The sequence below is a fragment of the Virgibacillus sp. W0181 genome (assembly GCF_051846915.1).
Lineage (GTDB): Bacteria > Bacillota > Bacilli > Bacillales > Amphibacillaceae > JBPYCR01.
Window position 1 is genome coordinate 1 of the sequence record NZ_JBPYCR010000027.1, and the last position, 22,148, is coordinate 22,148.

The 22,148-nt window shown below is 38.1% G+C and carries 23 protein-coding genes, 1 tRNA gene and 1 pseudogene; 8 read left to right on the forward strand and 17 right to left on the reverse strand.

The window, feature by feature from the left end; translation table 11 throughout:
- Together ltrA and ACLIBG_RS11270 are read left to right on the forward strand one after the other, a co-directional pair.
- A partial coding sequence (gene ltrA / locus ACLIBG_RS11265) for a group II intron reverse transcriptase/maturase (RefSeq protein ID WP_439312861.1) occupies positions 1-1,138 on the forward strand: 1,138 nt, incomplete at its 5' end.
- Between the two features lie 143 nt (positions 1,139-1,281).
- Positions 1,282-1,521 (forward strand): annotated as a pseudogene (locus ACLIBG_RS11270) (IS4 family transposase); the annotation flags it as partial.
- A 578-nt stretch (positions 1,522-2,099) separates the two neighbouring features.
- Here ACLIBG_RS11270 and aroD read toward each other — a convergent pair.
- On the reverse strand, positions 2,100-2,858 hold the full coding sequence (aroD, locus tag ACLIBG_RS11275; RefSeq protein WP_439312862.1) for a type I 3-dehydroquinate dehydratase: 759 nt from the start codon (positions 2,856-2,858) through the stop codon (positions 2,100-2,102).
- Between the two features lie 18 nt (positions 2,859-2,876).
- Complete coding sequence (locus ACLIBG_RS11280) at positions 2,877-3,800, reverse strand: DMT family transporter (protein WP_439312863.1); 924 nt, start codon at positions 3,798-3,800, stop codon at positions 2,877-2,879.
- Between the two features lie 266 nt (positions 3,801-4,066).
- Here ACLIBG_RS11280 and ACLIBG_RS11285 point away from each other — a divergent pair, with 266 nt between their 5' ends.
- Positions 4,067-4,513, forward strand: a complete 447-nt coding sequence (locus tag ACLIBG_RS11285; protein WP_439312882.1) for a small multi-drug export protein — start codon at positions 4,067-4,069, stop codon at positions 4,511-4,513.
- 95 nt (positions 4,514-4,608) lie between these two features.
- Positions 4,609-5,406, forward strand: a complete 798-nt coding sequence (locus ACLIBG_RS11290) for a DUF2935 domain-containing protein (RefSeq protein WP_439312883.1) — start codon at positions 4,609-4,611, stop codon at positions 5,404-5,406.
- 70 nt (positions 5,407-5,476) lie between these two features.
- Here ACLIBG_RS11290 and rpoN read toward each other — a convergent pair whose 3' ends face one another.
- From rpoN to ACLIBG_RS11310, 4 genes are all read right to left on the reverse strand, one after another.
- The gene (gene rpoN / locus ACLIBG_RS11295) at positions 5,477-6,781 is read right to left on the reverse strand and encodes an RNA polymerase factor sigma-54 (protein WP_439312864.1); all 1,305 of its coding nucleotides are present in this window, start codon (positions 6,779-6,781) and stop codon (positions 5,477-5,479) included.
- Positions 6,782-6,958: 177 nt separating this feature from the next.
- Complete coding sequence (locus ACLIBG_RS11300; RefSeq protein WP_439312865.1) at positions 6,959-7,273, reverse strand: DMT family transporter; 315 nt, start codon at positions 7,271-7,273, stop codon at positions 6,959-6,961.
- A complete protein-coding gene (locus ACLIBG_RS11305; protein ID WP_439312866.1) occupies positions 7,273-7,626 on the reverse strand; it encodes a DMT family transporter in 354 nt (117 codons plus the stop codon). The genes ACLIBG_RS11300 and ACLIBG_RS11305 overlap by 1 nt, the downstream gene beginning before the upstream one ends.
- 240 nt (positions 7,627-7,866) lie before the next feature.
- Positions 7,867-8,286: a spore coat protein gene (locus ACLIBG_RS11310; protein WP_439312867.1), complete on the reverse strand. Its 420-nt coding sequence runs from the start codon at positions 8,284-8,286 to the stop codon at positions 7,867-7,869.
- A gap of 340 nt (positions 8,287-8,626) precedes the next feature.
- On the opposite strand from ACLIBG_RS11310, the gene ACLIBG_RS11315 reads away from it, so the two are divergent.
- From ACLIBG_RS11315 to ACLIBG_RS11325, 3 genes are read left to right on the forward strand one after another with little or no spacing between them, the layout of a single operon-like run.
- Positions 8,627-9,199: a DeoR family transcriptional regulator gene (locus ACLIBG_RS11315; RefSeq protein ID WP_439312868.1), complete on the forward strand. Its 573-nt coding sequence runs from the start codon at positions 8,627-8,629 to the stop codon at positions 9,197-9,199.
- Positions 9,200-9,217: 18 nt separating this feature from the next.
- A complete protein-coding gene (locus ACLIBG_RS11320) occupies positions 9,218-9,793 on the forward strand; it encodes an SCO family protein (RefSeq protein ID WP_439312869.1) in 576 nt (191 codons plus the stop codon).
- Between the two features lie 27 nt (positions 9,794-9,820).
- Positions 9,821-10,318 (forward strand): FixH family protein, encoded by a 498-nt coding sequence (locus tag ACLIBG_RS11325; RefSeq protein WP_439312870.1) that lies wholly within the window; start codon positions 9,821-9,823, stop codon positions 10,316-10,318.
- A gap of 270 nt (positions 10,319-10,588) precedes the next feature.
- On the opposite strand, the gene ACLIBG_RS11330 is transcribed toward ACLIBG_RS11325, so the two are convergent.
- Positions 10,589-10,661 (reverse strand) — tRNA-Arg (locus tag ACLIBG_RS11330).
- Between the two features lie 322 nt (positions 10,662-10,983).
- Here ACLIBG_RS11330 and clpP point away from each other — a divergent pair.
- Complete coding sequence (gene clpP, locus ACLIBG_RS11335) at positions 10,984-11,574, forward strand: ATP-dependent Clp endopeptidase proteolytic subunit ClpP (RefSeq protein ID WP_439312871.1); 591 nt, start codon at positions 10,984-10,986, stop codon at positions 11,572-11,574.
- Between the two features lie 171 nt (positions 11,575-11,745).
- On the opposite strand, the gene ACLIBG_RS11340 is transcribed toward clpP, so the two are convergent.
- The 10 genes from ACLIBG_RS11340 to ACLIBG_RS11385 form a co-directional block, all read right to left on the reverse strand.
- Positions 11,746-12,000, reverse strand: a complete 255-nt coding sequence (locus ACLIBG_RS11340) for an HPr family phosphocarrier protein (protein ID WP_439312872.1) — start codon at positions 11,998-12,000, stop codon at positions 11,746-11,748.
- Positions 12,001-12,281: 281 nt separating this feature from the next.
- Complete coding sequence (gene whiA, locus ACLIBG_RS11345) at positions 12,282-13,232, reverse strand: DNA-binding protein WhiA (RefSeq protein WP_439312873.1); 951 nt, start codon at positions 13,230-13,232, stop codon at positions 12,282-12,284.
- A gap of 40 nt (positions 13,233-13,272) precedes the next feature.
- Positions 13,273-14,235, reverse strand: a complete 963-nt coding sequence (locus tag ACLIBG_RS11350; protein WP_439312874.1) for a gluconeogenesis factor YvcK family protein — start codon at positions 14,233-14,235, stop codon at positions 13,273-13,275.
- A 1-nt stretch (position 14,236) separates the two neighbouring features.
- Positions 14,237-15,121, reverse strand: a complete 885-nt coding sequence (gene rapZ / locus ACLIBG_RS11355; RefSeq protein WP_439312875.1) for an RNase adapter RapZ — start codon at positions 15,119-15,121, stop codon at positions 14,237-14,239.
- Positions 15,118-15,591, reverse strand: a complete 474-nt coding sequence (locus tag ACLIBG_RS11360) for an 8-oxo-dGTP diphosphatase (RefSeq protein ID WP_439312876.1) — start codon at positions 15,589-15,591, stop codon at positions 15,118-15,120. The genes rapZ and ACLIBG_RS11360 overlap by 4 nt, the downstream gene beginning before the upstream one ends.
- Before the next feature lie 326 nt (positions 15,592-15,917).
- Positions 15,918-16,874 carry a thioredoxin-disulfide reductase gene (gene trxB / locus ACLIBG_RS11365; protein ID WP_439312877.1) on the reverse strand — a complete coding sequence of 319 codons (957 nt, stop codon included), beginning with the start codon at positions 16,872-16,874 and terminating at the stop codon, positions 15,918-15,920.
- A 132-nt stretch (positions 16,875-17,006) separates the two neighbouring features.
- Positions 17,007-17,990, reverse strand: a complete 984-nt coding sequence (locus ACLIBG_RS11370; RefSeq protein WP_439312878.1) for a tetratricopeptide repeat protein — start codon at positions 17,988-17,990, stop codon at positions 17,007-17,009.
- 106 nt (positions 17,991-18,096) lie between these two features.
- Complete coding sequence (gene glpK, locus ACLIBG_RS11375) at positions 18,097-19,587, reverse strand: glycerol kinase GlpK (protein WP_439312879.1); 1,491 nt, start codon at positions 19,585-19,587, stop codon at positions 18,097-18,099.
- Between the two features lie 79 nt (positions 19,588-19,666).
- Entirely contained in the window at positions 19,667-20,215 is a 549-nt protein-coding gene (locus tag ACLIBG_RS11380) for a glycerol-3-phosphate responsive antiterminator (protein WP_439312880.1), read from the reverse strand.
- Positions 20,216-20,270: 55 nt separating this feature from the next.
- Complete coding sequence (locus tag ACLIBG_RS11385) at positions 20,271-21,932, reverse strand: glycerol-3-phosphate dehydrogenase/oxidase (protein WP_439312881.1); 1,662 nt, start codon at positions 21,930-21,932, stop codon at positions 20,271-20,273.
- Between the last annotated feature and the right edge of the window lie 216 nt (positions 21,933-22,148).

Consider the following 22,148-nt stretch of genomic DNA (forward strand, 5'->3'; position numbering starts at 1 on the left):
CGGACAGAGCTTTGACGATGTGGAACATGAAGGTGTTGACTCGTTTTTGGAAAACATTCAAGAAGAACTCCAAGAAGGAACGTACCAACCGCAATCGAATCGGAAAGTAGACATCCCGAAGGCAAACGGAAAGATGCGAACACTGCAAATCCCAACTATCCGAGACCGTGTAGTACAGGGCGCGTTGAAACTTATCATGGAAGCCATCTTTGAGACAGACTTTTGCCCAAACTCGTACGGTTTCCGCCCAAACCGTTCACCGCATCAAGCGCTGGCAGAAGTACGACGAAGTGTATTGCGTCGTATGACGACAGTCATTGATGTTGATCTGTCTCGCTATTTCGATACAATAAGGCATCATATATTGCTAGGGAAAATAGCAAAACGCATCCAAGATCCACAGGTTATGCATCTTATAAAACAGGTAATAAAAGTAACAGGGAAAATCGGCGTACCGCAAGGCGGACCATTTTCTCCATTAGCTGCAAATATCTATCTGAATGATGTGGACTGGGCGTTTGATGCCATCCGACGTAAAACAGCGGATGGCAACTATGAGGCGGTGAACTATCATCGGTTTGCCGATGATATAGTGATTACGGTGAGCGGTCATTCCAGTAAACGGGGATGGGCAGATTTAGCCCTCAAGCGACTCTGGGAGAACCTCGAACCTTTGGGAGTGGAACTTAACGTGGAGAAAACACGGATGGTCAACGTCCTCAAAGGGGAATCATTTGCCTTTCTAGGTTTTGACCTAAGGCGGCTTCCAAACCGAAAAAGAACAGGGTATTTCATCATGATGACACCAAGAAAGAAAACACGCACGGCACTAAAAGCAAAAATTCGAGAAGTCATCCAAAACGGAGGAGCGAAACCGGCGGAGGATATCGTCAAGCAAATCAATCAAATTCTTGCCGGATGGGTCAATTACTTCCGAGTTGGAAACTCCAGCCGTGCATTTAGTGAAATACGTGACTACACAGAGATGAAAATTAGAACCCTGCTTACAAGAAGAAAACGAAGGAGAAAGCGTAGCATCGGATGGCAGAGATGGAGTAATGGGTACCTCTATGGCATACTAGGGCTTTATTGGGACTGGAAGGTTCGTCCCCTTGGAAATGCCGGGAGATACCAATGAAAGTGTCTACTATTTGATAGGTCTCATAACCCTTTTGATGAAGATTACGGGGTGAGCTGCTTGAGGGAAAACCTCACGAGCAGTTCTTATGGGGAGGAGCTGGAAACGGGTCAAACAAGATACCGCGCCAGTTCTTTACCCGACAGTTATTTTTCAAGTGGCTTAAACAACATGTAGAAATCAAGCATTTTTACGGCATGAGCGAAACGGCATTACAAAATCAAATTTACATAGCTTTGATTACTTATTGCCTGCATGTACTTATTCAATTAGAGACAGAAAGCAAAAAATCATTGCTCCGTATTAGCCGCTGGCTAAAGGCTGCCTTGTGGAAACCGTCATATATATGGACGCAGCGTTTCAAAAGCTTGGCGCCTACTTGAATTTAAACAAATGTTGTCGTTGTATCCAAGTATTAAATGTATAATTTTACCAAATGGACAGTGCCACTTTTATTAGGCTATTTGCTTTTTTGTCTTAAAGGGAAATGAGTAATTTACTGAATAATCTAAACATATTTATGCAACGCTAGTGATCCCTATTATTTAATTTGTTTTTTTGCTTCGTAAATAAACTTTCTACAAACCGCTGATGAGTACTGTCTTGCAAAGAATTTTGCCAATTTTAATGAAGCAAGGGCCAACAGAAATGTGAACTTCGATAAGAACTGATTGATAGATCTTTCACATAAGTAGCTTAGCCACCCTTATATAATCTACCTTGTTCTCCTAAAGAAAAGCGCAAGCGTCCTCTCAGGCTAAAAGCGCAACATCTTGGGGCTGAGTGCGCGTGAATGCTCGTCCCACCGAAAAGATCTGCACTAGCTCATCCTGAGACTGTAGCTACGCTTTCGTCCCATCGAAAAAATTTGTACGTCGATGTTAGACAGCTATACGCACAAATTTATACAACTTTATTCGCCAGTTACATCTTTAATGGGAGACGGCTTCAATTTTTACGGTCATTCACTTTCTCCCGTTAATCGCTTCGTCTGGTTAATGTATTGCCTTAACTTATGTAAAGGGATTTGTCCAGGCGCGGAGCTGTGGACTCCCGAACCGAAAGTAATCTTCGAACCATAAATCCAGCCAACCATACGGCTAATTCGGCCAATATCCCCCATGGACATGGTGACGACCGGTATATGTATTGCTTGATCCGCTTTTCTTGTTACCTCCAATAGTCTAAAGACATCTTCCTTATCGCGTGGCATAACAGCTAATTTGGCAATATCAGCTTTCAATAGAACGGCTCTTTTCAACCGTTCCAATAGTTCATGATTATCGGGTGTTTCTTTAAAATTGTGATAAGACAAAATTAACAGCTTATCATTATCCATGGTGACTTCTCTAATTCTGTTTATGAATTCCTTATCGTGGAACGCTTCATAATCAACAAAGGTTACAGCACTCTTTTTGCACACGGAGCAAATAAGGGCCACTTTTTCCTCTTCATTCAATGAAGACTTCTCGCCCCCCTCTACTTCTGAACGAATTGTGAATAGAAGCGGAATGTTTGTTGTATCCGTTATAGATTTTATAGTGGTCAGCACTTTATTTTCATTCGATAAGTCATTGTAAAAGTCTGCTCGCCACTCGATTAAGTCTGGCTTTTCACCTACAATGACCTTTAACTGATCCTTAATTTCATCCGATGACCTTCCTGTAATTGGCGCACATATGTAAGGAGGTTTATGTTCTAAAAACTCTTTTATGTTCATCATATTTGTCACCTTTCATCATTTGCTCATTCGTACATTCGCTTTTCTCATTTTTCTTTTGTTCAGTACATATTCCAATGTACCAGAACCGATAAATATGCCACAAAATATAAGGATTAACCCAAAGAAATGGTTAATGAGAATCGATTCGCCCAAAAAGAGAGCTGCTCCAACCAGTGCAAAAAATGTGTTCAAATTAATAAAAATAGTTGTTTCTGCAGGGCCAACATTTTTTATAGCAAAGTTGTAAGTCATATGTCCGAACGCCGTACATAATACAGCACTAAATAAAAAGACTAAACCAAGCTTCCATGAAAAGAGCGCAGTTATTTGGGTAACGTCCGAATCTAAAATTAAACTAAACACAAAAATAAATATTGATCCAAAAATGAGCAGATAGCCAGTTAGTAATCTAGGATCAAAATCCGGAGTTAATTTACTAATTTGAATAAAACTGAATGCTTGCACTAGTATAGACAAAAATATCCACAAATCCCCCATAGATATTGATGTAACCCCATCAGAACCTGTTAGAGATGTCACGACAATTCCTATAAATCCTAACACAAATCCTGCTACGCGCATACGTGTAACACGATCGTTCAGCAGTAAAATGGATAACACCATTGTAACAAGCGGGGACGTACCTGCAATTAGCCCGGCATTGACACCTGAAGTTTGTGTCAGCCCGATTGCCATGAATGAATGATGAAATACAACATTAAAAATTGCAATATAACCGATAACCAAAAGTTCTTTCTTTGTCGGAAGTCGAAATATTTTCATAAAATAAGAGATCATTAAAACAGATATTCCAGCTGTAAAAATACGTACAGAAGTTAAAAATAGCGGGTCAATATTCGTAACGAGTACTTTTATTGCAGATACATTAAACCCCCAAAGAATCATAACGAGCAGTAATAGTAAATAAACTTTTCCCAACGTTTCACCTGATTTCATAGTAAAGATACAATTTTAAAATATACTTTTAAACACGATTGGCATGACAATCCAGCCGCCAATTGCTTATCTTCTCCAGTATAGCAGTCTACAGGAGTGAATTTCCAACTTCATTGCTCGCTATCAAACATTTACGTATATTTATCGAAGGAATAGCTTTAGTTTGTGTGTAGCCTTTCATTGCTATTCGATTTGGAGACTAGTAATATTAAGTATTGGAATCGTTCCGTTGGAGGAGGTTGATTACTATCTTACTCGAATATACGCTTATTTTTTTAGGTGCTGCTATCCCATGGCTTGAAGTAGCGCTCGTTGTACCAATCGGAATTGTTATGGGGCTTTCGCCTTTTTGGGTTATGGTAGTTGCATTCTTAGGTAATCTCACCACTGTTCTTGCTCTAGTTTTTGGTATTGAGAAAGTGAAGCTGTGGTTTAAACGACGACGAAAAAAAGAAACAAGCTATTCAAAACGAGGAAATAGAGCTGTGAAAAGCTGGAATAAATATGGTTTGCCAGGACTTGCTTTCTTAGGCCCTATTTTAATAGGAACACATATAGCAGCATTTATAGGGCTAGTCTTAGGAGCAAATAAAAAACCAATGATCATCTGGATGACAATCAGCATTGCTTTATGGGTACTCATTTTTGGGTCCGCAACCGCACTTGGATTTGATTTATTCACAAAAAATCTGTAATACAATAAAATTATTATATTCCCACCTCCACAAATAGGCATTAGACAAACTATATCAACATAAATATAGATTGATATACCTATTATAAAGGAGGGATTTTTATTTCAAAGTTTGTTGTTAATTCATTGGATGAGATCACGTTTTGGTCAAGAATCATGAAGGAACACTCCCTGTTTTTAAGTCTCGGCTTTAGTTATAATGATGATAGATTAATAAAAGAAGCACAACAATTTATTGACCTATTCGAACGAATTGAACAAGAACTAAGTTCATTTTCAAAAACTTCTGATCCAGCAGAAGTAGCTAAATTCAACATTCAAGTATATGAAGCAGCTACTGCCATTTGGGGATATAAACGAAAAGTCCTTGGACTGACACTGCGTTCTGAAATATACTCCAATAACTATCCGCTGCTATTAGATCATACGAGCCGGGAAGCAGCTTATTTTGCACAACGATTGAAAGATTTAAATGAAGGAAAGCTTGTTCCATTACCAGAAACAATTATTCGAGAAAATGTGTTTTTCTTGCGCATTATGGCAGACCATTCCAAGTTCATCGGGCATCTTCTTGACCCGTCTGAACGAAAATTAGTCGATCAAGCACGTGAATTCAGTCATGACTTTGACGAACTCGTCTATCAGGCTGTTGATCTAGATTCCATGCGTCCACATTCAGAAACGGTGCCGATATTAGACCAATTTCTCGATCAAAACAGAGTATCTGTAAAATCATTGCGTACCTTTAAGAAAACAGCAGCAGAACTCATCGAAAGCTGTAAGCTGAAAAGTAATATTCATCCATTACTTGCAGATCACGTCTTTCGTGAAGCAGATCGATTTCTTCATATTATTGATATGTTTGAAGATAGTCTCAACGAAAATAACATGTGACATTCAAACAGCTTATTGTGTAATTCCTAAAAAAAATGCTTCACAGGAAGATAAACCCCTCTGAAGCATTTTATATTTTCAATTCCTTGCGTCTACTCGAGGAAGGTATGTTCAGCTCTTCACGATATTTCGCTACGGTACGCCTGGAGACAGTAATATCTTTCTCTTCTTTAAAATGATCTGATATTTTTTGATCGGACAACGGTTTATATTTGTCTTCCTGCTTGATGAGTTCCTCCAGCAGGAGCTTTACTTTTGTTTGTGATGCTTCACTTCCGCTATCCGCGTTCAATTTTGTAGAAAACAAAAGACGTAAATCAAACGAACCTTTAGACGTTTGAATTACTTTATTTGCTGTTGCCCTGCTGACCGTTGATTCATGCATATTAATTTCACTCGCAACATCTTTTAATGTTAATGGTTGGAGTGCAGTGAAGCCTTGTCGAAAAAATCCAAGCTGTCTATCAAGAATGACGTGCATAATTTTCAATATCGTTGTTCTCCGTTGCTCGATGCTATTTTTTAACCATTGGTAATTTTTATATTGATTCTGAACGTAAGTAGGCAGTTTATTCGTAATCAAATTGGAATAATTATTGTTAAACCGGATTTCCGGTAAATAGTTATCATTAAAAGCTATATTGAAGTGTTCACCATCTTCTTCCACAATTATGTCAGGATGTAAATATTCAACGGAAGAACTGGAAAGATTTGAACACGGTCTTGGATTCAATGTCTGAATAAATGTATATGCTGTTTTTAATTCTGTCATTGAAATATTTAATGCCTTTGTAATCTCTTGCCACTTTTTATCGGCCAACTGCTCCAAGTAATTTTCGATTACACTTTTAGCAAGTGCTTTTTCCGGATAAAGACGTTCCACTTGCAGTAATAGACACTCTTGTAGATCTCTTGCACCTACTCCGGCCGGTTCCAATTGGTGCAGTAATTGCAATCCGCGCTTTAATTCCATTTCATTTAACGCAAGCTGTTCCATAATCTCAGCATCACTTAGCGGCAAATATCCGTTCTCATCAAGATTAAGTATAAGGTATCTCAGCAAATTCCATTCAGATTGTTCCATATCAAGCCATTTTGCCTGATCAATTAATTTTTCACGCATGCCCTGTTCGTCACTTGCAACAAATTCTGCTGGATCTGGCACATCATCAGCTGACCTTCCTACTGATCGCTTTTTTTCATAGGAAAAGTCAGTATTTTTTTCAATTAACTCAATTAATGGATTTTCTAGTGCTTTTTCTTGTAAAAATTGGTGTAGTTCATAATTTGAATATTGCAGAAGCTCAATCGCCTGTCTTAATTCAGTTGTCATAACAAGGTTTAATGTTTGTTTTTGTTGGAGTACCAATTCCATGATTTTTCCCCCTTGGACTGACTTACTGAAATCGCCTTCATTCTATTATAATATGAATAGGTGAAATTATCGAGAGGGATTTATTTGCATTGACATTTTATTTCAAACAAAAGCGGACAACATTCCGATATATATAGGCTTTTTCAAGTAATAAAGCTGTCTTCAGTCATGAAAGGTTCATTCCATCACTTTCAAACCAACTGCACCCGCAATAATACATGTTAAAAACAGCATTCTTTTCCAGCCTGCTGATTCTTTAAAAAATATAATACCCATGATAACCGCCCCGGCAGCACCAAGTCCGGTCCAAATTGCATAGGCGGTTCCCAATGGAATGCTTTTCATTGCAAGGGACAGAAAAACAAATCCAAACCCCATGGAAACAACAATCATTAAAAGATGAAAGATTGTTTTATTCCGTACGTACATACTAATGAACATAACACCAAATATTTCGCCGAAGCTTGCAATGATCAAAAAAATCCACTCCATTAAACTTCTCCTTCCTCTCTTTGTTCATTCGATTGTGCTTCTTCATTATCCGTTGTCATTTTAATGCCAATGACACCTATAATAATAAGTGCGATGAACAACGCTTTAGAGATAGAGAAATCGGCTCCGAAAATCGAAAAATCAATAAGCACAATAGCTGCTGCACCTGATCCGGTAAATACCGCATAAACGGTTCCGGATGGCAATGTTTCACACGCTTTAATGATGAAATAGAAACTAAAGACAATCGCAATAATCGTTCCGAGCCATTCGAATGGACTCTCTGAGTATTTCAAACCAATCACCCAGAAAACCTCCACGATCGCCGCGAATAATACATAAAGCCATGCCATAATGCATGTCCTCCTTAAACAGGTAATTCTATTTTGCACCCTGTTTGAGTTAAGAGTGATACCGTTATACATTCTAACACATTTCTAGTCTCAATCCGGTTCCACTCATTACCGACAAAACTTCTGTCTTGTTTTTTATTGTCTATAACATATGTAAAAAGCAGTCCATTTCAGCGTATAAATCAGCTTATTATACGCTGAAACTGAACTACTTAAGATTGGTATATCTGCTCTTTTTGTTTAGCACCACTTAGGTGGTTGGTGTTTGCAGTGATGTTTCCCCATCATTCCATGATGTCCCATCGCTCCATGACCTTGACCGCCTGGTGCCATGCCTGAATGTCCCGGACTCATCGCTCCAGCTACCTGGCCGTTTGGACCCATACCCGTCATTCCTGGACTCATTGCTCCAGCGACCTGACCACCAGGCCCAGGGGCTCCATTTACATTCACTTCATTTACAGTGTTCCCATAAGAAGTTGTCTGTGGATATACATGCTCGTTTTTTATTAGATGATGATTCATAACGGTTGTATGCGTTGGATGAACATGTTTTACTGTTTCCTCGGAACAGCAATGAACCATATTCTCTTTTACAGGATAAACAATTTCTTTCACTGGTTTTTGACAGTTCCAATGCGGCTTTTGATGGTGTCTCATTTCTTATCCCCTTTCCTTATTACTTCACTAGTATCCTATGACATTTAGCCAGGGAATGTATAAGCCATATACCTACTTTTAAACGATTATAATGAAAATCATCACTATCTGTTTATTGTTTGTACTTTCCATTTTCGTAATATTAGACCACCGATTCCCCTTTTTCAAAACTAAATGTCAAGGCCTAACCATAGTTCATCCCCCATAATAGATCATTTCTATTGAATAATTGTCACATATCTTTCACACAACGTTCAATCATCAAACGGTAACGAAGACAATATAAATGTTATAATATGTTATAGGTTGTTCAGTTGAAACACTGGCAAGGAGGGAGCAAATGTTACCGATCGCTCGACAACATCGCATTAAAGAGTTGATCTTGGAAAAAGAAAACCTGAAAATATCGGAGCTAAGCAAAGCGTTTGGTGTGTCCGAAATGACGATCCATCGTGACTTAAAGCCATTAGTAGATGAAGGTATCATTGTAAAAACTTTTGGCGGAATCAGTCTCCTACATAAACAACAAGTAAAAGCAAATTCGGACGTATGTATTTTGTGTAGCCGTGGAATTCATGTAAAAATGGCCTACCGTTTGATTTTGCCAAATAATGATATTGAAGTTGCTTGTTGTGTCCATTGTGGGCTACTTCGTCACCAGCAATGGAAAGAAGAAAACATTCAAGCAATTTGCCAGGATTTTATAAGACAGACAACAATTAGTGCAACGAAATCCTGGTTTGTCACGGACACTTCGGTAGATATGGGCTGTTGTCAGCCACAAGTACTTGCATTCGAATGGGAAGAACATGCATATAAATTTGTAAAAGGATTTGGTGGGCATGTTTATCCATTTCAGGAAGCGATGAATGTTGTTTTAAATAAAATGAATGATCATTGCAGTCAAAAGTAATAGGAAAGGTTGATAAAAATGAAGAAAGTTATTTCAGCATCTTTACTTATTTTAATTATATTGCTTTCTGCTTGCGGTCAGCAAGAAATTGAAACGAATATGTCGGAATCTATACCCGATTTTGAAGCGGTAACACAAGATAATGAACAAATAAACTTAAAAGACTTTGAAGGAGAATGGTTGGTTGCTGATCTTATTTTCACAAATTGTACGACGGTATGCTTACCCATGACGAGCAATATGAAAATATTACAGGATAAACTGAAGGAAAAAGACCTTGATGCTCATCTTGTTTCATTAAGTGTAGACCCTGAACGGGACACTCCGGAAGTCTTGAAAGAATATGCGAATGAGTATGATGCCGATTTAAACAATTGGACGTTTTTAACTGGTTATGATTTTAAAGCAATCAAAGAGTTATCAATTAAGTCTTTTAAAGCAATGTTACAAGAACCAGTACCTGGTGATGATCAAGTAATGCACGGCACAAGATTTTACTTAATTGACCCTTCCGGTAATATATTGAAATTTTACAGTGGGACGGAAGCAGACGCGATAGATGAAATTGTGGAAGATTTAAAGCGAGTTCAGTAACCGCTAATAAAAATGGAGGGAACAAACATGTATAAAAAGTTTTGGTCAATTGGAATCATCCTAGTAATTGCTTTATTAGCAGCTTGCGGAGATAATTCAACTAATAAATCAGAAGAGAATGAAGAGGAATTAGCAGCACTTGAAGTAGATTTTGAATTACCGGAAACCGCAGACTCTAATGAGACGGTTGAATTAAAAGCGACAGTTACTTACGGAGAAGAATTTGTCGAAGATGCCAAAGAAGTCAACTTTGAATACTGGTTGGGCGACGATGAAGATAATAGCACAACAGTGGAATCAACAAATAATGGTGACGGAACGTATACAGCTGAAGTAACGTTCGAAGAGGATGGAGTTTATTCCATTTACGCCCATACTACAGCACGAGACTTGCATACGATGCCGAAAAAGAAGATTACAGTAGGTACCGGCAAAACGTCAGAAGATAACAGTGAAAAAGATGAAGAACATGAACATGGAGAACATAATCATGGAGACAACAATCATGAGGAACATACGGACTAAATGGTACACGTGCAAATATACGAAGCATCTCTTAAAATATAGTGAACCAGATATGAATGTTGTTTTCCATATGAGACATCTAACTAGCACACAGCCGAGGTCCAAACTCAATTTATTAGCACATAAAGCCTTCTGAAAGGTTACTTTTCAGAAGGCTTTACTTCAATGTAGTGCACGGTTATACGTGTAACGAAATATACAGTTATTCATTTTTTTGAATAAGCTGCAAGAGTTCCAAAAACATTATAAACGTTGCCATATCAATGTTTACGCGCCCGGGAGGATTTGAACCCCCGACTCTTGGTACCGGAAACCAATGCTCTATCCCCTGAGCTACGAGCGCATAGTTTTTAAATGACGTACATACGATATTATAACGTCACTATCTTATATATACAAGTACTTTTACTACTTTTATTTTTTTCTTCCTTTCAATCACTTTTTGTTTGTACTTTCTTCTGCATGCAGTATACTTGAATTACTCAAACAATGACGTATTAGCTACTGTTTGAGGAAAAGAGACGTTTATTAATTTATCAATAAGGGTAAGATGTTGGATATGTTCTATAATAGATAAACTTTTTGTTTGACCTTTATTGACCATTTAGTTAATATAAAATTATACCCATTTGGGAATTTAGAGTGACTTAAAGGAGGATTTACACATGGTTTTAATTCCAACAGTTATTGAACAAACAAATCGCGGTGAACGCGCATATGACATTTATTCACGCTTATTAAAAGATCGTATTATTATGCTTGGCAGTGCGATTGATGACAATGTCGCCAATTCCATTGTTGCACAACTGCTTTTTCTGGAAGCAGAAGACCCGAATAAAGACATCTCCATTTACATTAACTCACCTGGTGGTTCTATTTCGTCAGGAATGGCTATTTACGATACGATGCAATTTATTAAGTCTGACGTATCTACGATTTGTACAGGTATGGCCGCTTCCATGGGCGCATTTCTACTGGCAGCCGGAGAAAAAGGTAAACGGTATGCTTTGCCAAATAGTGAAGTCATGATACACCAACCACTAGGCGGTACACAAGGGCAAGCAACCGATATCGAAATTCATGCAAAACGGATTATTAAAATGCGCGAAAAAATTAATCAAATTCTGTCGGATCGTACAGGACAGCCAATTGATGTGATAGAAGCTGATACAGATCGTGATAATTTCATGTCTGCCGATCGCGCTGTGGAATATGGACTCATCGACAAAATACTGGAAAAAAAGGAAGAAAAATAAACCAGTAATTAACAATTCATTGAATTAACACAAACCAAGATTGCGTAAATAACTACGAGCTCTTACTTTGAGTTTAATATTTTACACCTTCATATGAACTAAAATACTCCCTTATTGCATAAGATGCAAGGGAGTATTTATATATGCTCGATCGATTATTTGATTCTCATTTTATGATTTGGACACAAAGGAAATAAGCTGCTCCAAAGCGCTGCTTTCATCTGGGCCATCCGCTATTAACGTAATGGATTCCCCTCTTCCAACGGCCAGGCTCATTAAACCCATAATACTTTTTGCATTAACTCTTTTTCCATCTTTTTCAAGAAATAAATCAGATGTAAACCGATTTGCTTCTTGCACAAATTGTGCAGCAGGTCTCGCTTGCAATCCGGTATCCAGTTCTACCTCCACTGATTTTTCAACCAATCCAATCATCCTTTCTTCCATTGCTGTCGTAAGCGCTCACATATTTTTAGATAATTCATTAATTTAACTTGCCATATATATAATGATTATTCAATAAGTCCAGTAAGAAGTAGATATAATAAATGCTCTTCTACTAAGGTTAATACGTCATGGACAACGTAAATCAGTATATCTTGTTCCAGCAAATTCATATGTACATTTCAATGAACTTGCTATTGGCGGAAATTACAGCTATTATATCATGTATAGTACACAAAAGAAACTATCACCATCTAAAGTTCTCAATTTTCTAATACCTTTCCGCCGCTCCTGAGCTGTTCAGCGATTTCATCAATTTTTTTTAGTCGATGATTGACCCCTGACTTTGAGATTTTGCCACTGGAAACAAGTTCTCCCAATTCCTTCAACGTAACATCCGGGTGTTTTACACGTACATCAGCTATTTCCCTTAATTTTTCAGGCAAAATTTCAAGTCCGGCTGTGTGTTCAATGTATTGTATATTTTCCACTTGCCGTAATGCCGCACCGATTGTTTTATTTAAATTAGCTGTTTCACAGTTAACGAGTCGATTGACGGAATTCCGCATGTCGCGAACAATCCGCACATCTTCGAATTTAAATAACGCGTTATGTGCACCGACAATACTTAAAAACTCTGTTATCTTTTCCGCTTCTTTCATATAAACAATAAATCCATTTTTTCGCTGTAAAACCCGTGAACGTAGATCGAAGTCGTTTAATAAATGGCTAAGTGACAGGTTATGATCCTCGTATAAATTAAATATTTCTAAATGGTATGAAGATGTTTCTGGGTTATTAACCGAACCTCCAGCTAAAAATGCACCGCGCAAATACGCCCGTTTGCAGCATTTTTTATTCAATACATTATTTGAAATCTTGCGGTTAAATATTTTTCCTTCTAATAATATATTCAACTGGATTAATAAATCATCTACATTACTTTTCAACCTTGTTATATACACGTTATTCTTTTTCAACTTCATTTTCTTTCGTACAAGCAACTCTACCGGGTATGAATAGACTGATTTAATTAATGTGTAAATCCGTCGAGCTATTGCAGCATTTTCCGTTTGAACATCAAGTGTATAACCGTGTTTTGATAATGATAACACACCATTCATACGAATTAATGCCGCCAACTCTGCATAGTTACAGCAAGTGTCTACAGGTATACTCGTCAATTCTTTTTTTATTTCAGAAGCAAAAGACAATGTACACCCTCCTTTTCGCGGTTCAATAAGCATTAAACGTTTATTTGTCCTGTATAATTGAATAAAGTAGTTTGGCTATTTTTTTGTTATCATGACGCAGCATTAATTTGGAATGATCGATGATATCTCCTTCAATAACTTGGATACCCATCTCAAGCAAACGATCCGTATCATAAATAACCGGCTTTGCATTTTCTTCCGCATAAACGTCTTTAACCTTTTTTGCAATCGGTTTATTATTAACGACAACCGCATCAATCGTATCGTCTCCAATATGATCAGTAATAGCCTTCACGTGGTCAGTTGCGGTATATCCGGTCGTCTCTCCTGCCTGCGTCATGACATTACAAACATAGACAACTTTTGCTTTCGTTTCTCGAATTGCTCTTTCAACTCTCGGAATAATCAAATTTGGTAAAATGCTCGTATAAAGACTTCCGGGTGAAATAACGACTAAATCAGCGCTTTCAATTGCTTTAATCGTATTTGGAAGCGGGTTTAATGGCTCCGGGCTTAAAAAGACACGCTTTATTCGTTTGTTTACGAGTGGAATATTTGATTCGCCCGATACAATGGAACCATCTGTCATCTCTGCATGCAATAATAAGTTGTCATTAGATATCGGATAAATTTTACCTTTAACGTTAAAAATACGAGAAATTTCTTTAATCCCATTATTAAAATCTCCTCTTATTGCCGTCATCGCAGCTAATAAAAGGTTGCCCATCGAATGGCCTGATAAACCGTTGTTGCTGGAAAATCGGTGCTGAAAAAGTTCAATCAGTGTTGGTTCTACTTCGGAAAGTGCTGCAATTACATTACGAATATCTCCGGGGGCGGGCATTTCCATTTCCTTCCGCAGGCGACCGGAACTTCCACCATCATCTGCAACTGTTACAAGTACTGTTAATTCAATTGGTAAATCTTTTAGTCCACGCAACAAAACCGGCATCCCAGTACCGCCACCTATTACGACGATTCGCGGGTTTTTTTCGCTATCCATATTATTGTCCCTTTCTTTTATGAATATCACGATGACTAATATGCGTTTTGTAATTGTCGCTTAGCTGTTTAGCGAAATGTTCAGTTAGTGCGACGGACCGGTGTTGCCCCCCGGTACAACCAATAGCAATGACAAGCTGCGACTTCCCTTCTTTTTTATATTGGGGCAGCATGAATTGCAACAGATCAAGCACTTTTTCATTAAATTTTTGTGTATCCGACCATTTAAATACGTATTGGGATACTTCTTTATCCATACCTGTCAATGGTTGCATATGGGCTACGTAATGTGGATTCGGTAAGAACCTGACATCAAAAACTAGATCTGCATCGATAGGCACTCCATACTTAAAGCCAAAGGAAACGAAGTGCACTGAAAAGGTTACCTGGTTATCCTCTCGATAAATGTCAGCAATTTTCTCACGAAGCTTTTGTGGCTTTACATTTGTTGTATCAATTATTTTGTGCGCCCTACCTCTTAACTCATCCAATATTTCTCTTTCTTGTTTAATGCCTTCTAACGGGAGACCACCATCCCCTAGCGGATGAGAGCGTCTCGTTTCCTTAAAACGACTAACTAGCGATTCATTGGTTGCATCTAAAAAGAGGATATGTTCGTCCAGCCAGTCTTGATTGCCAAGAAAATCCAAACCTTCAAATAATGAATCAAAGAATTCCCTGCCGCGTAAATCGATAACGAGGGCAACTTTCGTAATATTGTTTGTTGAATCTTTCATCAGCTCCAAAAATTTCGGGAGCAGTGTAGGTGGCAAGTTATCAACACAGTAATATCCTAAATCTTCAAAGCTTTGGATTGCAACAGTTTTACCTGCTCCGGACATTCCCGTAATGATGACTAATTTGGTTTCTCCTTCAGTATTTCTCATGCTAGGCCTCCTTCATGCTCTTCCATTCGAACTTGAAGCAATTTATCGTCTGCTGTATACGTAAACGATCCGGTTACAACGGCTGTATTATTTAATAGCTTGTCAAAAATCGTATAGTCGCCCTCGGCCATCGGTAATTTACTTATTTGATCCAAAGGAACCCATTCCAGTTCTCCTTCTTCACAATATGCCGTCAGCTGTCCTTCATAATGATGGGCGATAAATGTAAACATCATCCATTCACGTACAATTTTCTTATTTTGTTCAATGGTAAACGTAAAAACGCCAGCTAAATTCGGTCGGCTTATTTTCAATGCTGTTTCTTCCCAGAATTCGCGGACTACCGCTTCCTTTATCGTTTCCCCTTGCTCCATTTTTCCACCGGGAATTGCATACCATCCATGCCGAGGTTTTTTCAAAAGTAAAACATTGTGATTACTTATTAATATGCAGTTCGTTACCCTTTGCACGACATAATCACCTCTACTCTTATTATACAGCATTGCAAAGAAAAGAAACATCATTATGAAATCGGGGAGGAATTGGGTTTATGTATATCCAGTTATTGCAATTGATCTTACCGAAAAAGACGATATGGGGACTTCGACCCTCATCAGCATCCTAAGTGCAAATGTAAAACTGTTAGAATTACAACCAAAAAAAAGCACAGGTAACATGCACCTGTGCAAAACAACTAATTTATTAAAGGGGGTCAATTAGTTTAATTATATTATACACTATTTTTGTTTCTAATGTGTTACAAATTCGTTAAAATGCAATTACTTTCTTGTCATTTTTACGTAGTTTTTGCTGTTTTAGATTTTTCGGATAACTCTTCAATATACTTTTGCGCTGTTTCTGCTGCGATACTCCCATCACCGGTAGCAGTGACAATCTGTCTTAGCTCTTTTTCGCGAATGTCGCCGGCTGCAAAAATTCCTGGTATACTAGTTTCCATATTTTCATTCGACGGAATGTACCCTTCTTCATCAACGATTCCGAGGGATTTAAATGGTTCACTTAATGGTACCAATCCGATATAAACAAATACCCCATCAATCGAATGATCGTAAGTTTCATCGGTTTTCACATTACGAAGCGTAACTGAACTTACTTTTCCATCTGGCCCATTAATTTTTTCAGCAACCGTATCCCAAATGAATTCTATTTTTTTGTTATTAAAAGCACGCTCCTGAATAATTTTTTGCGCACGTAATTCATCTCTGCGGTGAACGATGGTTACCTTGCTCGCGAAGCGCGTTAAATAAATCCCTTCCTCAACAGCTGAGTCTCCTCCGCCGATAACAACAAGTTCTTTGTCTTTAAAAAATGCACCATCACAGACTGCGCAATAGGATACTCCGCGTCCTGTTAATTCAGATTCTCCGTCAATTCCAAGTTTTTTATACTGTGCACCGGTCGTAATAATAAGTGCTTTTGTTTTATACACTTTATTACCGGCTTTTATAATCTTATAATCGCCGTGATCTTCTACCCCATCAATATTTCCATAAGCATACTCGGCACCGAATTTTTTCGCATGCTCAAACATTTTATTCGATAAATCGGCACCTAAAATATGTTCAAAACCAGGGAAGTTTTCAACATCTTCTGTATCTGCCACCTGTCCTCCCGGAACACCTCGTTCAATCATTAACGTATCCAGATTGGCACGTGATGCATAGACCGCAGCTGTCATACCGGCTGGTCCTGCACCTGCTATAATTACATCATATATACGTTCTTCTGACATTATTCTCGCCCTTTCTATTCTATAGTATAATCTTTTATTAGATTAATGATCTTTTAATAATAATTATTATCTTATTATCCTTATATAGGATATACCAAATCGACTGCTTTCGTCTAATTTTATGCTCAAGAATTAGCGCCATTTTTCTTCTGCTTTTAAATTAGGGTAATGTTGGCACCCTTTTTTAAAAATGGTATCTGCTATTTCAACTTTCCCGGCATGATATGCTGCTAAACTAAACCACCTATAATAAGAAATTTGATTTTTAACCGTTGGATTTTTTATTAAGCAAAACCGCGCATACGCCTCGTCATAAAGAGCTGTTTTAGACAAAGTAATGGCCATCTGCAGTTTCTTTTCCTCATTAATAGGATATACATTTCGTAAAACATTAGTCATTGACAGAAATGATTGCTGTTCATTTATTTCATAAAAATATACGGATAAATTCATATAGCTCGTAATCGATAATGGGTCTTCAAGAAGCAGCTTCAGTTCTTCGTCAATGGCCGCATCTCGTTCGCCGGAATAAAATAAGGCGGTAGTATATTGGTGCTTTGTTAATTGGTTATCTGGATAAAGCTCGCGCATTTCTTCCAGGAGTATTAATGCTTCTTTCCAACATCGATCTTCCATATACGCGGATACACGTTCTCGATAGCGTAAAAATTCATCATCCGTTTCCGATTGGAAGATATCCTCATCTTCGAACAGTTCAAGCAGGCTTTCTACTTCCTCCCTAAACTCTCCTTCCGGTTCATGATCAAGATATATTTGTGCATGTTTTCTAGCTGTATGAAACATTCCTAGATGAGCATAATTGTTTGCTAGTAAATAATGACAATCAATATACTTTTCACCATATTTTTTTATAATCGATTGCAGCAACTGATTGGATTCCTCAAAACTACCTATTTCAGCATAAACTACAGCTAATTGGCTATGATATAAAGGATCATCAGGCACTTTGTCAATTGCTTTTAAAAGCCACTTAACTGCAACTTTAAATTTCCCCTGGCGAAAAGATTCGACGCCTTGTGAAAAGTAAAAATCGCCTTCAGGTATAAATGAAATTATTTTAGGTTTTTCGCATGCTTTATTGCTTGTTTTTTGCAAATCCATCCCCCTTGCGGATACCAGGCACCAACATTCATTATAGGAGATTCAAGTTGTTATTAATAGCATTTTGCTTTATTACTTCAATAAATATTTGTGGATTGTTTCACGTAAAGGATTGTGCAGCATACACAGCTTTTTTCCATCCCGTATATAACGTTTCTCTTTTTTCTTTAGTACATTCCGGATAAAAGGATTGATCTATTTTCCACTGTTCTATAATATCATGTTTATTTTTCCAATACCCGATGGCCAACCCGGCCAAATAAGCAGCCCCAAGAGCTGTTGTTTCATTAATGACCGGTCGTTCTACCGTTGCCCCAAGCATGTTGCTCTGAAATTGCATTAAGAAATCATTTTTCACCATGCCTCCATCTACACGCAGCTTTTTAAATTCAATTTGTGAGTCTGCCAGCATCGCATCAACAACATCAACCGTCTGGTAGGCGATTGATTCCAATGTCGCTCTTGCTATATGTTCTTTTGTCGTTCCGCGGGTAATACCAAACATAGCCCCCCGTACATTGCTATCCCAATAAGGTGCACCTAATCCGACAAATGCCGGCACTACATACACACCTGCTGTATTCTCAACCGCTGTTGCCAGTTCTTCACTTTGTGATGACGTCTCAATTAGTTCCAACCCATCACGCAGCCATTGAACAGCGGAACCGGTTACAAAAATGCTGCCTTCTAGCGCATACTCCACTTTCCCATCAAGTCCCCATGCAATGGTTGTTAACAGCCCGTTGTCGGATTGAATTGCTTTTTCACCAGTATTCATTAACATAAAGTTACCAGTCCCATATGTATTTTTAGCCATCCCTGCTTCAAAACAGGCTTGACCGAATAATGCAGCTTGCTGATCGCCTGCAATGCCTGCAATGGGAATTTCAAACCCTGGTAGTATGCTTTCATCTGTCGTTCCGTAAATTTCCGAAGACGATCTGACTTCCGGAAGCATCGTCTTTGGTATATCAAGAATTTTCAATAATTCCTCATCCCAAGATAATGTATGGATATTGTACATTAATGTACGGGAAGCGTTTGAATAATCGGTAATATGTTCTTTCCCCGCCGTTAATTGATGAACAATCCACGTGTCCATTGTTCCGAAAAGCAGATCTCCATTTTCCGCTTTATCTCTTGCTCCATCTACATGGTCAAGTATCCACTTCACTTTTGTTCCCGAAAAATAGGCATCAATTAATAAGCCGGTTTTTTTGTTAAATAAATCATTGTAACCCCTTTCACGTAGTTCATTGCAAATATCATCTGTTTGCCTTGATTGCCAAACGATCGCTTGATATATTGGTTCACCTGTATAGCGATCCCATACTACGGTTGTCTCACGCTGATTCGTAATGCCAATCGCCTCAATTTGTCCGGGATGAAGATTTCCTTTTTTCAATGTTTGTTTTATACATTGCAGCATCGTATCCCAAATTTCCATTGCATCATGCTCCACCCAGCCTGCTTGCGGAAAGTGTTGTTGAAATTCTTTTTGAGCCATCTGAACGACTTCACCTGCTTTGTTAAACAAAATTGCTCTTGAGCTCGTCGTTCCTTGATCTAGCGCTAAAATAAACGTTTCCATTCGTATTTCCTCCCTTATTTCACAGTATATTTAACAGTTCATGAAGCAATTTCACCCTGTTATAATCATATTTACAGAACTATTCAGAAAAATAATTCCACAATTCTTTTTTGGATGTAGTAACCGCGTACGCTCCAGCTGCCAATGCATTGTTCACATCTGCAACAGTACGAATAAACCCACCAGCAAGTAAAGGAGTATCTATTTGTTCTCTCACTTCCTCAATTACTGTCGGCATTACCCCGGGCAATACTTCGATATAATCGGGTTTCGTCCTTTCCAGCAGCTTGTAACTATGATCAAGTGCATGTGAATCCAGTAAAAAAACCCTTTGGATCGCAATTACTCCTTTTTGCTTCGCTTTTAAAATGACATTTGCTTTTGTCGATATTAAACCATATGGACGGTATTCCTGACATAGAAACTCTGTAGCATAATCATCACTTCTTATGCCATGAATAAGGTCAACATGATAAATCAATCGTTTGCCATGCTTCATTGCTAAGTTATTGACGGCTTTTAATTGACCAATATGTAATTCTAGAAAAACTCCAACATCGTAGTCACTTTTTATAAAGGCTTCAAATTCTTTCATGCTCGATACAGCTGGAAGTATTTTTCCGTTCATTGGTCTAGTCAACCCCCTTTCCTTTAATGGCAATCATCGTACGAAACAAGTTCGGTTACTTAACTGCAGGTACTGCTTCAGTTAAGAGGATTTCCAATTCTTCCTTATATTGATTTTTTTGCTTTCGATCCCAATTGAAGACTTTTGCCATATAATCAATTACACGATGTTGATGTTTCCTGACCCAGTCAATATTGAAAAATAATGCACTCGTCCGCCGTACAAAAAAGTCGGCTGGTGTATACGCGGCTTCATATTCAATGGCATAAATTAACTGCGTCAAAACAATCGGTTCTAAATTCTCCTCTAGCGCACTTGTCTTATGTTCATTATAAATGATAAATAATTTATCTGCATTGGAACCATATAACTGTAGAATTTGATGTGCATCTGCTTCTTGGATCCCTATTATTTCTGCTTCAAACAGTTTCCGCTTCATATAGTCCGTATAACCTTGTGAACCACCGACATCCCCGCCCGAAATCGGTAAGTTTTTCGTGCAGGAAGGAGAAAATATAACACCCTGTTCCGATTTTAATTGAGCAACTATTTTATCCACTACCTCTTCCGCCATTTTTCGATAGCCAGTTAACTTACCACCCGCTATGGAAAACAAACCTGATTCAGAAATGAATAGTTCGTCTTTACGTGAAACTTCATCCGGACTTTTATCCTTTTCAGCGATTAATGGACGTAATCCCCCCCAACTCGATTCAACATCTTCTAGAGTGATATTCAGTGAAGGGAACATATAATTTATAGCATTTAGCAAATAATCAACGTCATCTTCAGTAACCATCGGATGCGCAATATCTCCATCATAGCCTGAATCGGTTGTGCCGACATATGTTCTGTCATCTCTTGGTATAGCAAATATCATTCGTCCGTCTGGTGCGTCGAAATAAACCGCCTGTTGCAAAGGAAAAACAGCGGTTGAAAAAACGACATGCACACCTTTTGTTAAAAACAATTCTTTGTCCTGCTTGGAGCCATCCACTTCTCGTAATGTGTCAACCCATGGACCACTAGCATTTATTATTTTATTAGCGTAAATTTCATGCTTTTCACCATTAAGTTGATCTTCCACAACAGTTCCAACCACTTTTCCGCTATCGTTATATATAAAATCAATTGCCTTCGTATAATTTATTGCATATGCCCCATTTTCGACTGCTTTTTTCATCACTTCAATGGTTAATCGGGCATCGTCTGTTTTATACTCAACATAATATCCTGCACCTTTAAGCCCCTCCCTTTTAATCAGTGGCTCAGCAGTTATTGTATCCTCGACAGACAGCATTTTACGACGGTCTACCTTTCTTACTTGCGCTAAAAAGTCATATACCTTTAATCCAATATTTGTCGTAAACGGCCCAAAATTACCGCCTTTATGAAAAGGGAGCATCATCCATTCCGGTGTAGTTACATGGGGTCCATTTTCATAAACGATTGCTCGCTCCTTACCAACTTCAGCAACTAATTTAATCTCTAATTGTTTTAAGTAACGCAACCCTCCATGAACCAACTTGGTTGAGCGACTTGATGTACCGGCTGCGAAATCCTGCATTTCCACAACAACCGTTCGGAGGCCTCGACTAACAGCATCCAGAGCAATTCCGGCTCCGGTTATTCCTCCTCCAATAACTAATAAGTCAAGTGTTTCACGCTGAACCTTCTTCTTTGTTTCATGTCGATCGAGATTTGAAAATCTAGTCATTGTATTTCCTCCTATTACTCTTCTTTTTTTATTCCAAATACGTAAACAAAAAACCACAAAACAAACTAATGCTAAAATGCAAAAGTTGTTTGTGGTTTCTCCATTTCTCCAGCCAATTATATTAACTTGTTTTGTTACGAATAGTCTAACATATTGCATTTTTTTGTAAAGTTATTTACTTATATGACTGTGATAAAATTACAATTGATTCCGCTC

What these genes read in the sequence shown, in the direction of transcription:
- aroD (WP_439312862.1), bottom strand. Translation starts at nt 2,858, where the DNA reads ATGAACATAAAAGAGTTTTTAGAACATAAACCTCCTTACATATGTGCG.
- rpoN (WP_439312864.1), bottom strand. Translation starts at nt 6,781, where the DNA reads ATGGAATTGGTACTCCAACAAAAACAAACATTAAACCTTGTTATGACA.
- ACLIBG_RS11300 (WP_439312865.1), bottom strand. Translation starts at nt 7,273, where the DNA reads ATGGAGTGGATTTTTTTGATCATTGCAAGCTTCGGCGAAATATTTGGT.
- ACLIBG_RS11305 (WP_439312866.1), bottom strand. Translation starts at nt 7,626, where the DNA reads ATGGCATGGCTTTATGTATTATTCGCGGCGATCGTGGAGGTTTTCTGG.
- ACLIBG_RS11310 (WP_439312867.1), bottom strand. Translation starts at nt 8,286, where the DNA reads ATGAGACACCATCAAAAGCCGCATTGGAACTGTCAAAAACCAGTGAAA.
- ACLIBG_RS11315 (WP_439312868.1), top strand. Translation starts at nt 8,627, where the DNA reads ATGTTACCGATCGCTCGACAACATCGCATTAAAGAGTTGATCTTGGAA.
- ACLIBG_RS11320 (WP_439312869.1), top strand. Translation starts at nt 9,218, where the DNA reads ATGAAGAAAGTTATTTCAGCATCTTTACTTATTTTAATTATATTGCTT.
- ACLIBG_RS11325 (WP_439312870.1), top strand. Translation starts at nt 9,821, where the DNA reads ATGTATAAAAAGTTTTGGTCAATTGGAATCATCCTAGTAATTGCTTTA.
- clpP (WP_439312871.1), top strand. Translation starts at nt 10,984, where the DNA reads ATGGTTTTAATTCCAACAGTTATTGAACAAACAAATCGCGGTGAACGC.
- ACLIBG_RS11350 (WP_439312874.1), bottom strand. Translation starts at nt 14,235, where the DNA reads ATGGATAGCGAAAAAAACCCGCGAATCGTCGTAATAGGTGGCGGTACT.
- rapZ (WP_439312875.1), bottom strand. Translation starts at nt 15,121, where the DNA reads ATGAGAAATACTGAAGGAGAAACCAAATTAGTCATCATTACGGGAATG.
- trxB (WP_439312877.1), bottom strand. Translation starts at nt 16,874, where the DNA reads ATGTCAGAAGAACGTATATATGATGTAATTATAGCAGGTGCAGGACCA.
- glpK (WP_439312879.1), bottom strand. Translation starts at nt 19,587, where the DNA reads ATGGAAACGTTTATTTTAGCGCTAGATCAAGGAACGACGAGCTCAAGA.
- ACLIBG_RS11380 (WP_439312880.1), bottom strand. Translation starts at nt 20,215, where the DNA reads ATGAACGGAAAAATACTTCCAGCTGTATCGAGCATGAAAGAATTTGAA.
- ACLIBG_RS11385 (WP_439312881.1), bottom strand. Translation starts at nt 21,932, where the DNA reads ATGACTAGATTTTCAAATCTCGATCGACATGAAACAAAGAAGAAGGTT.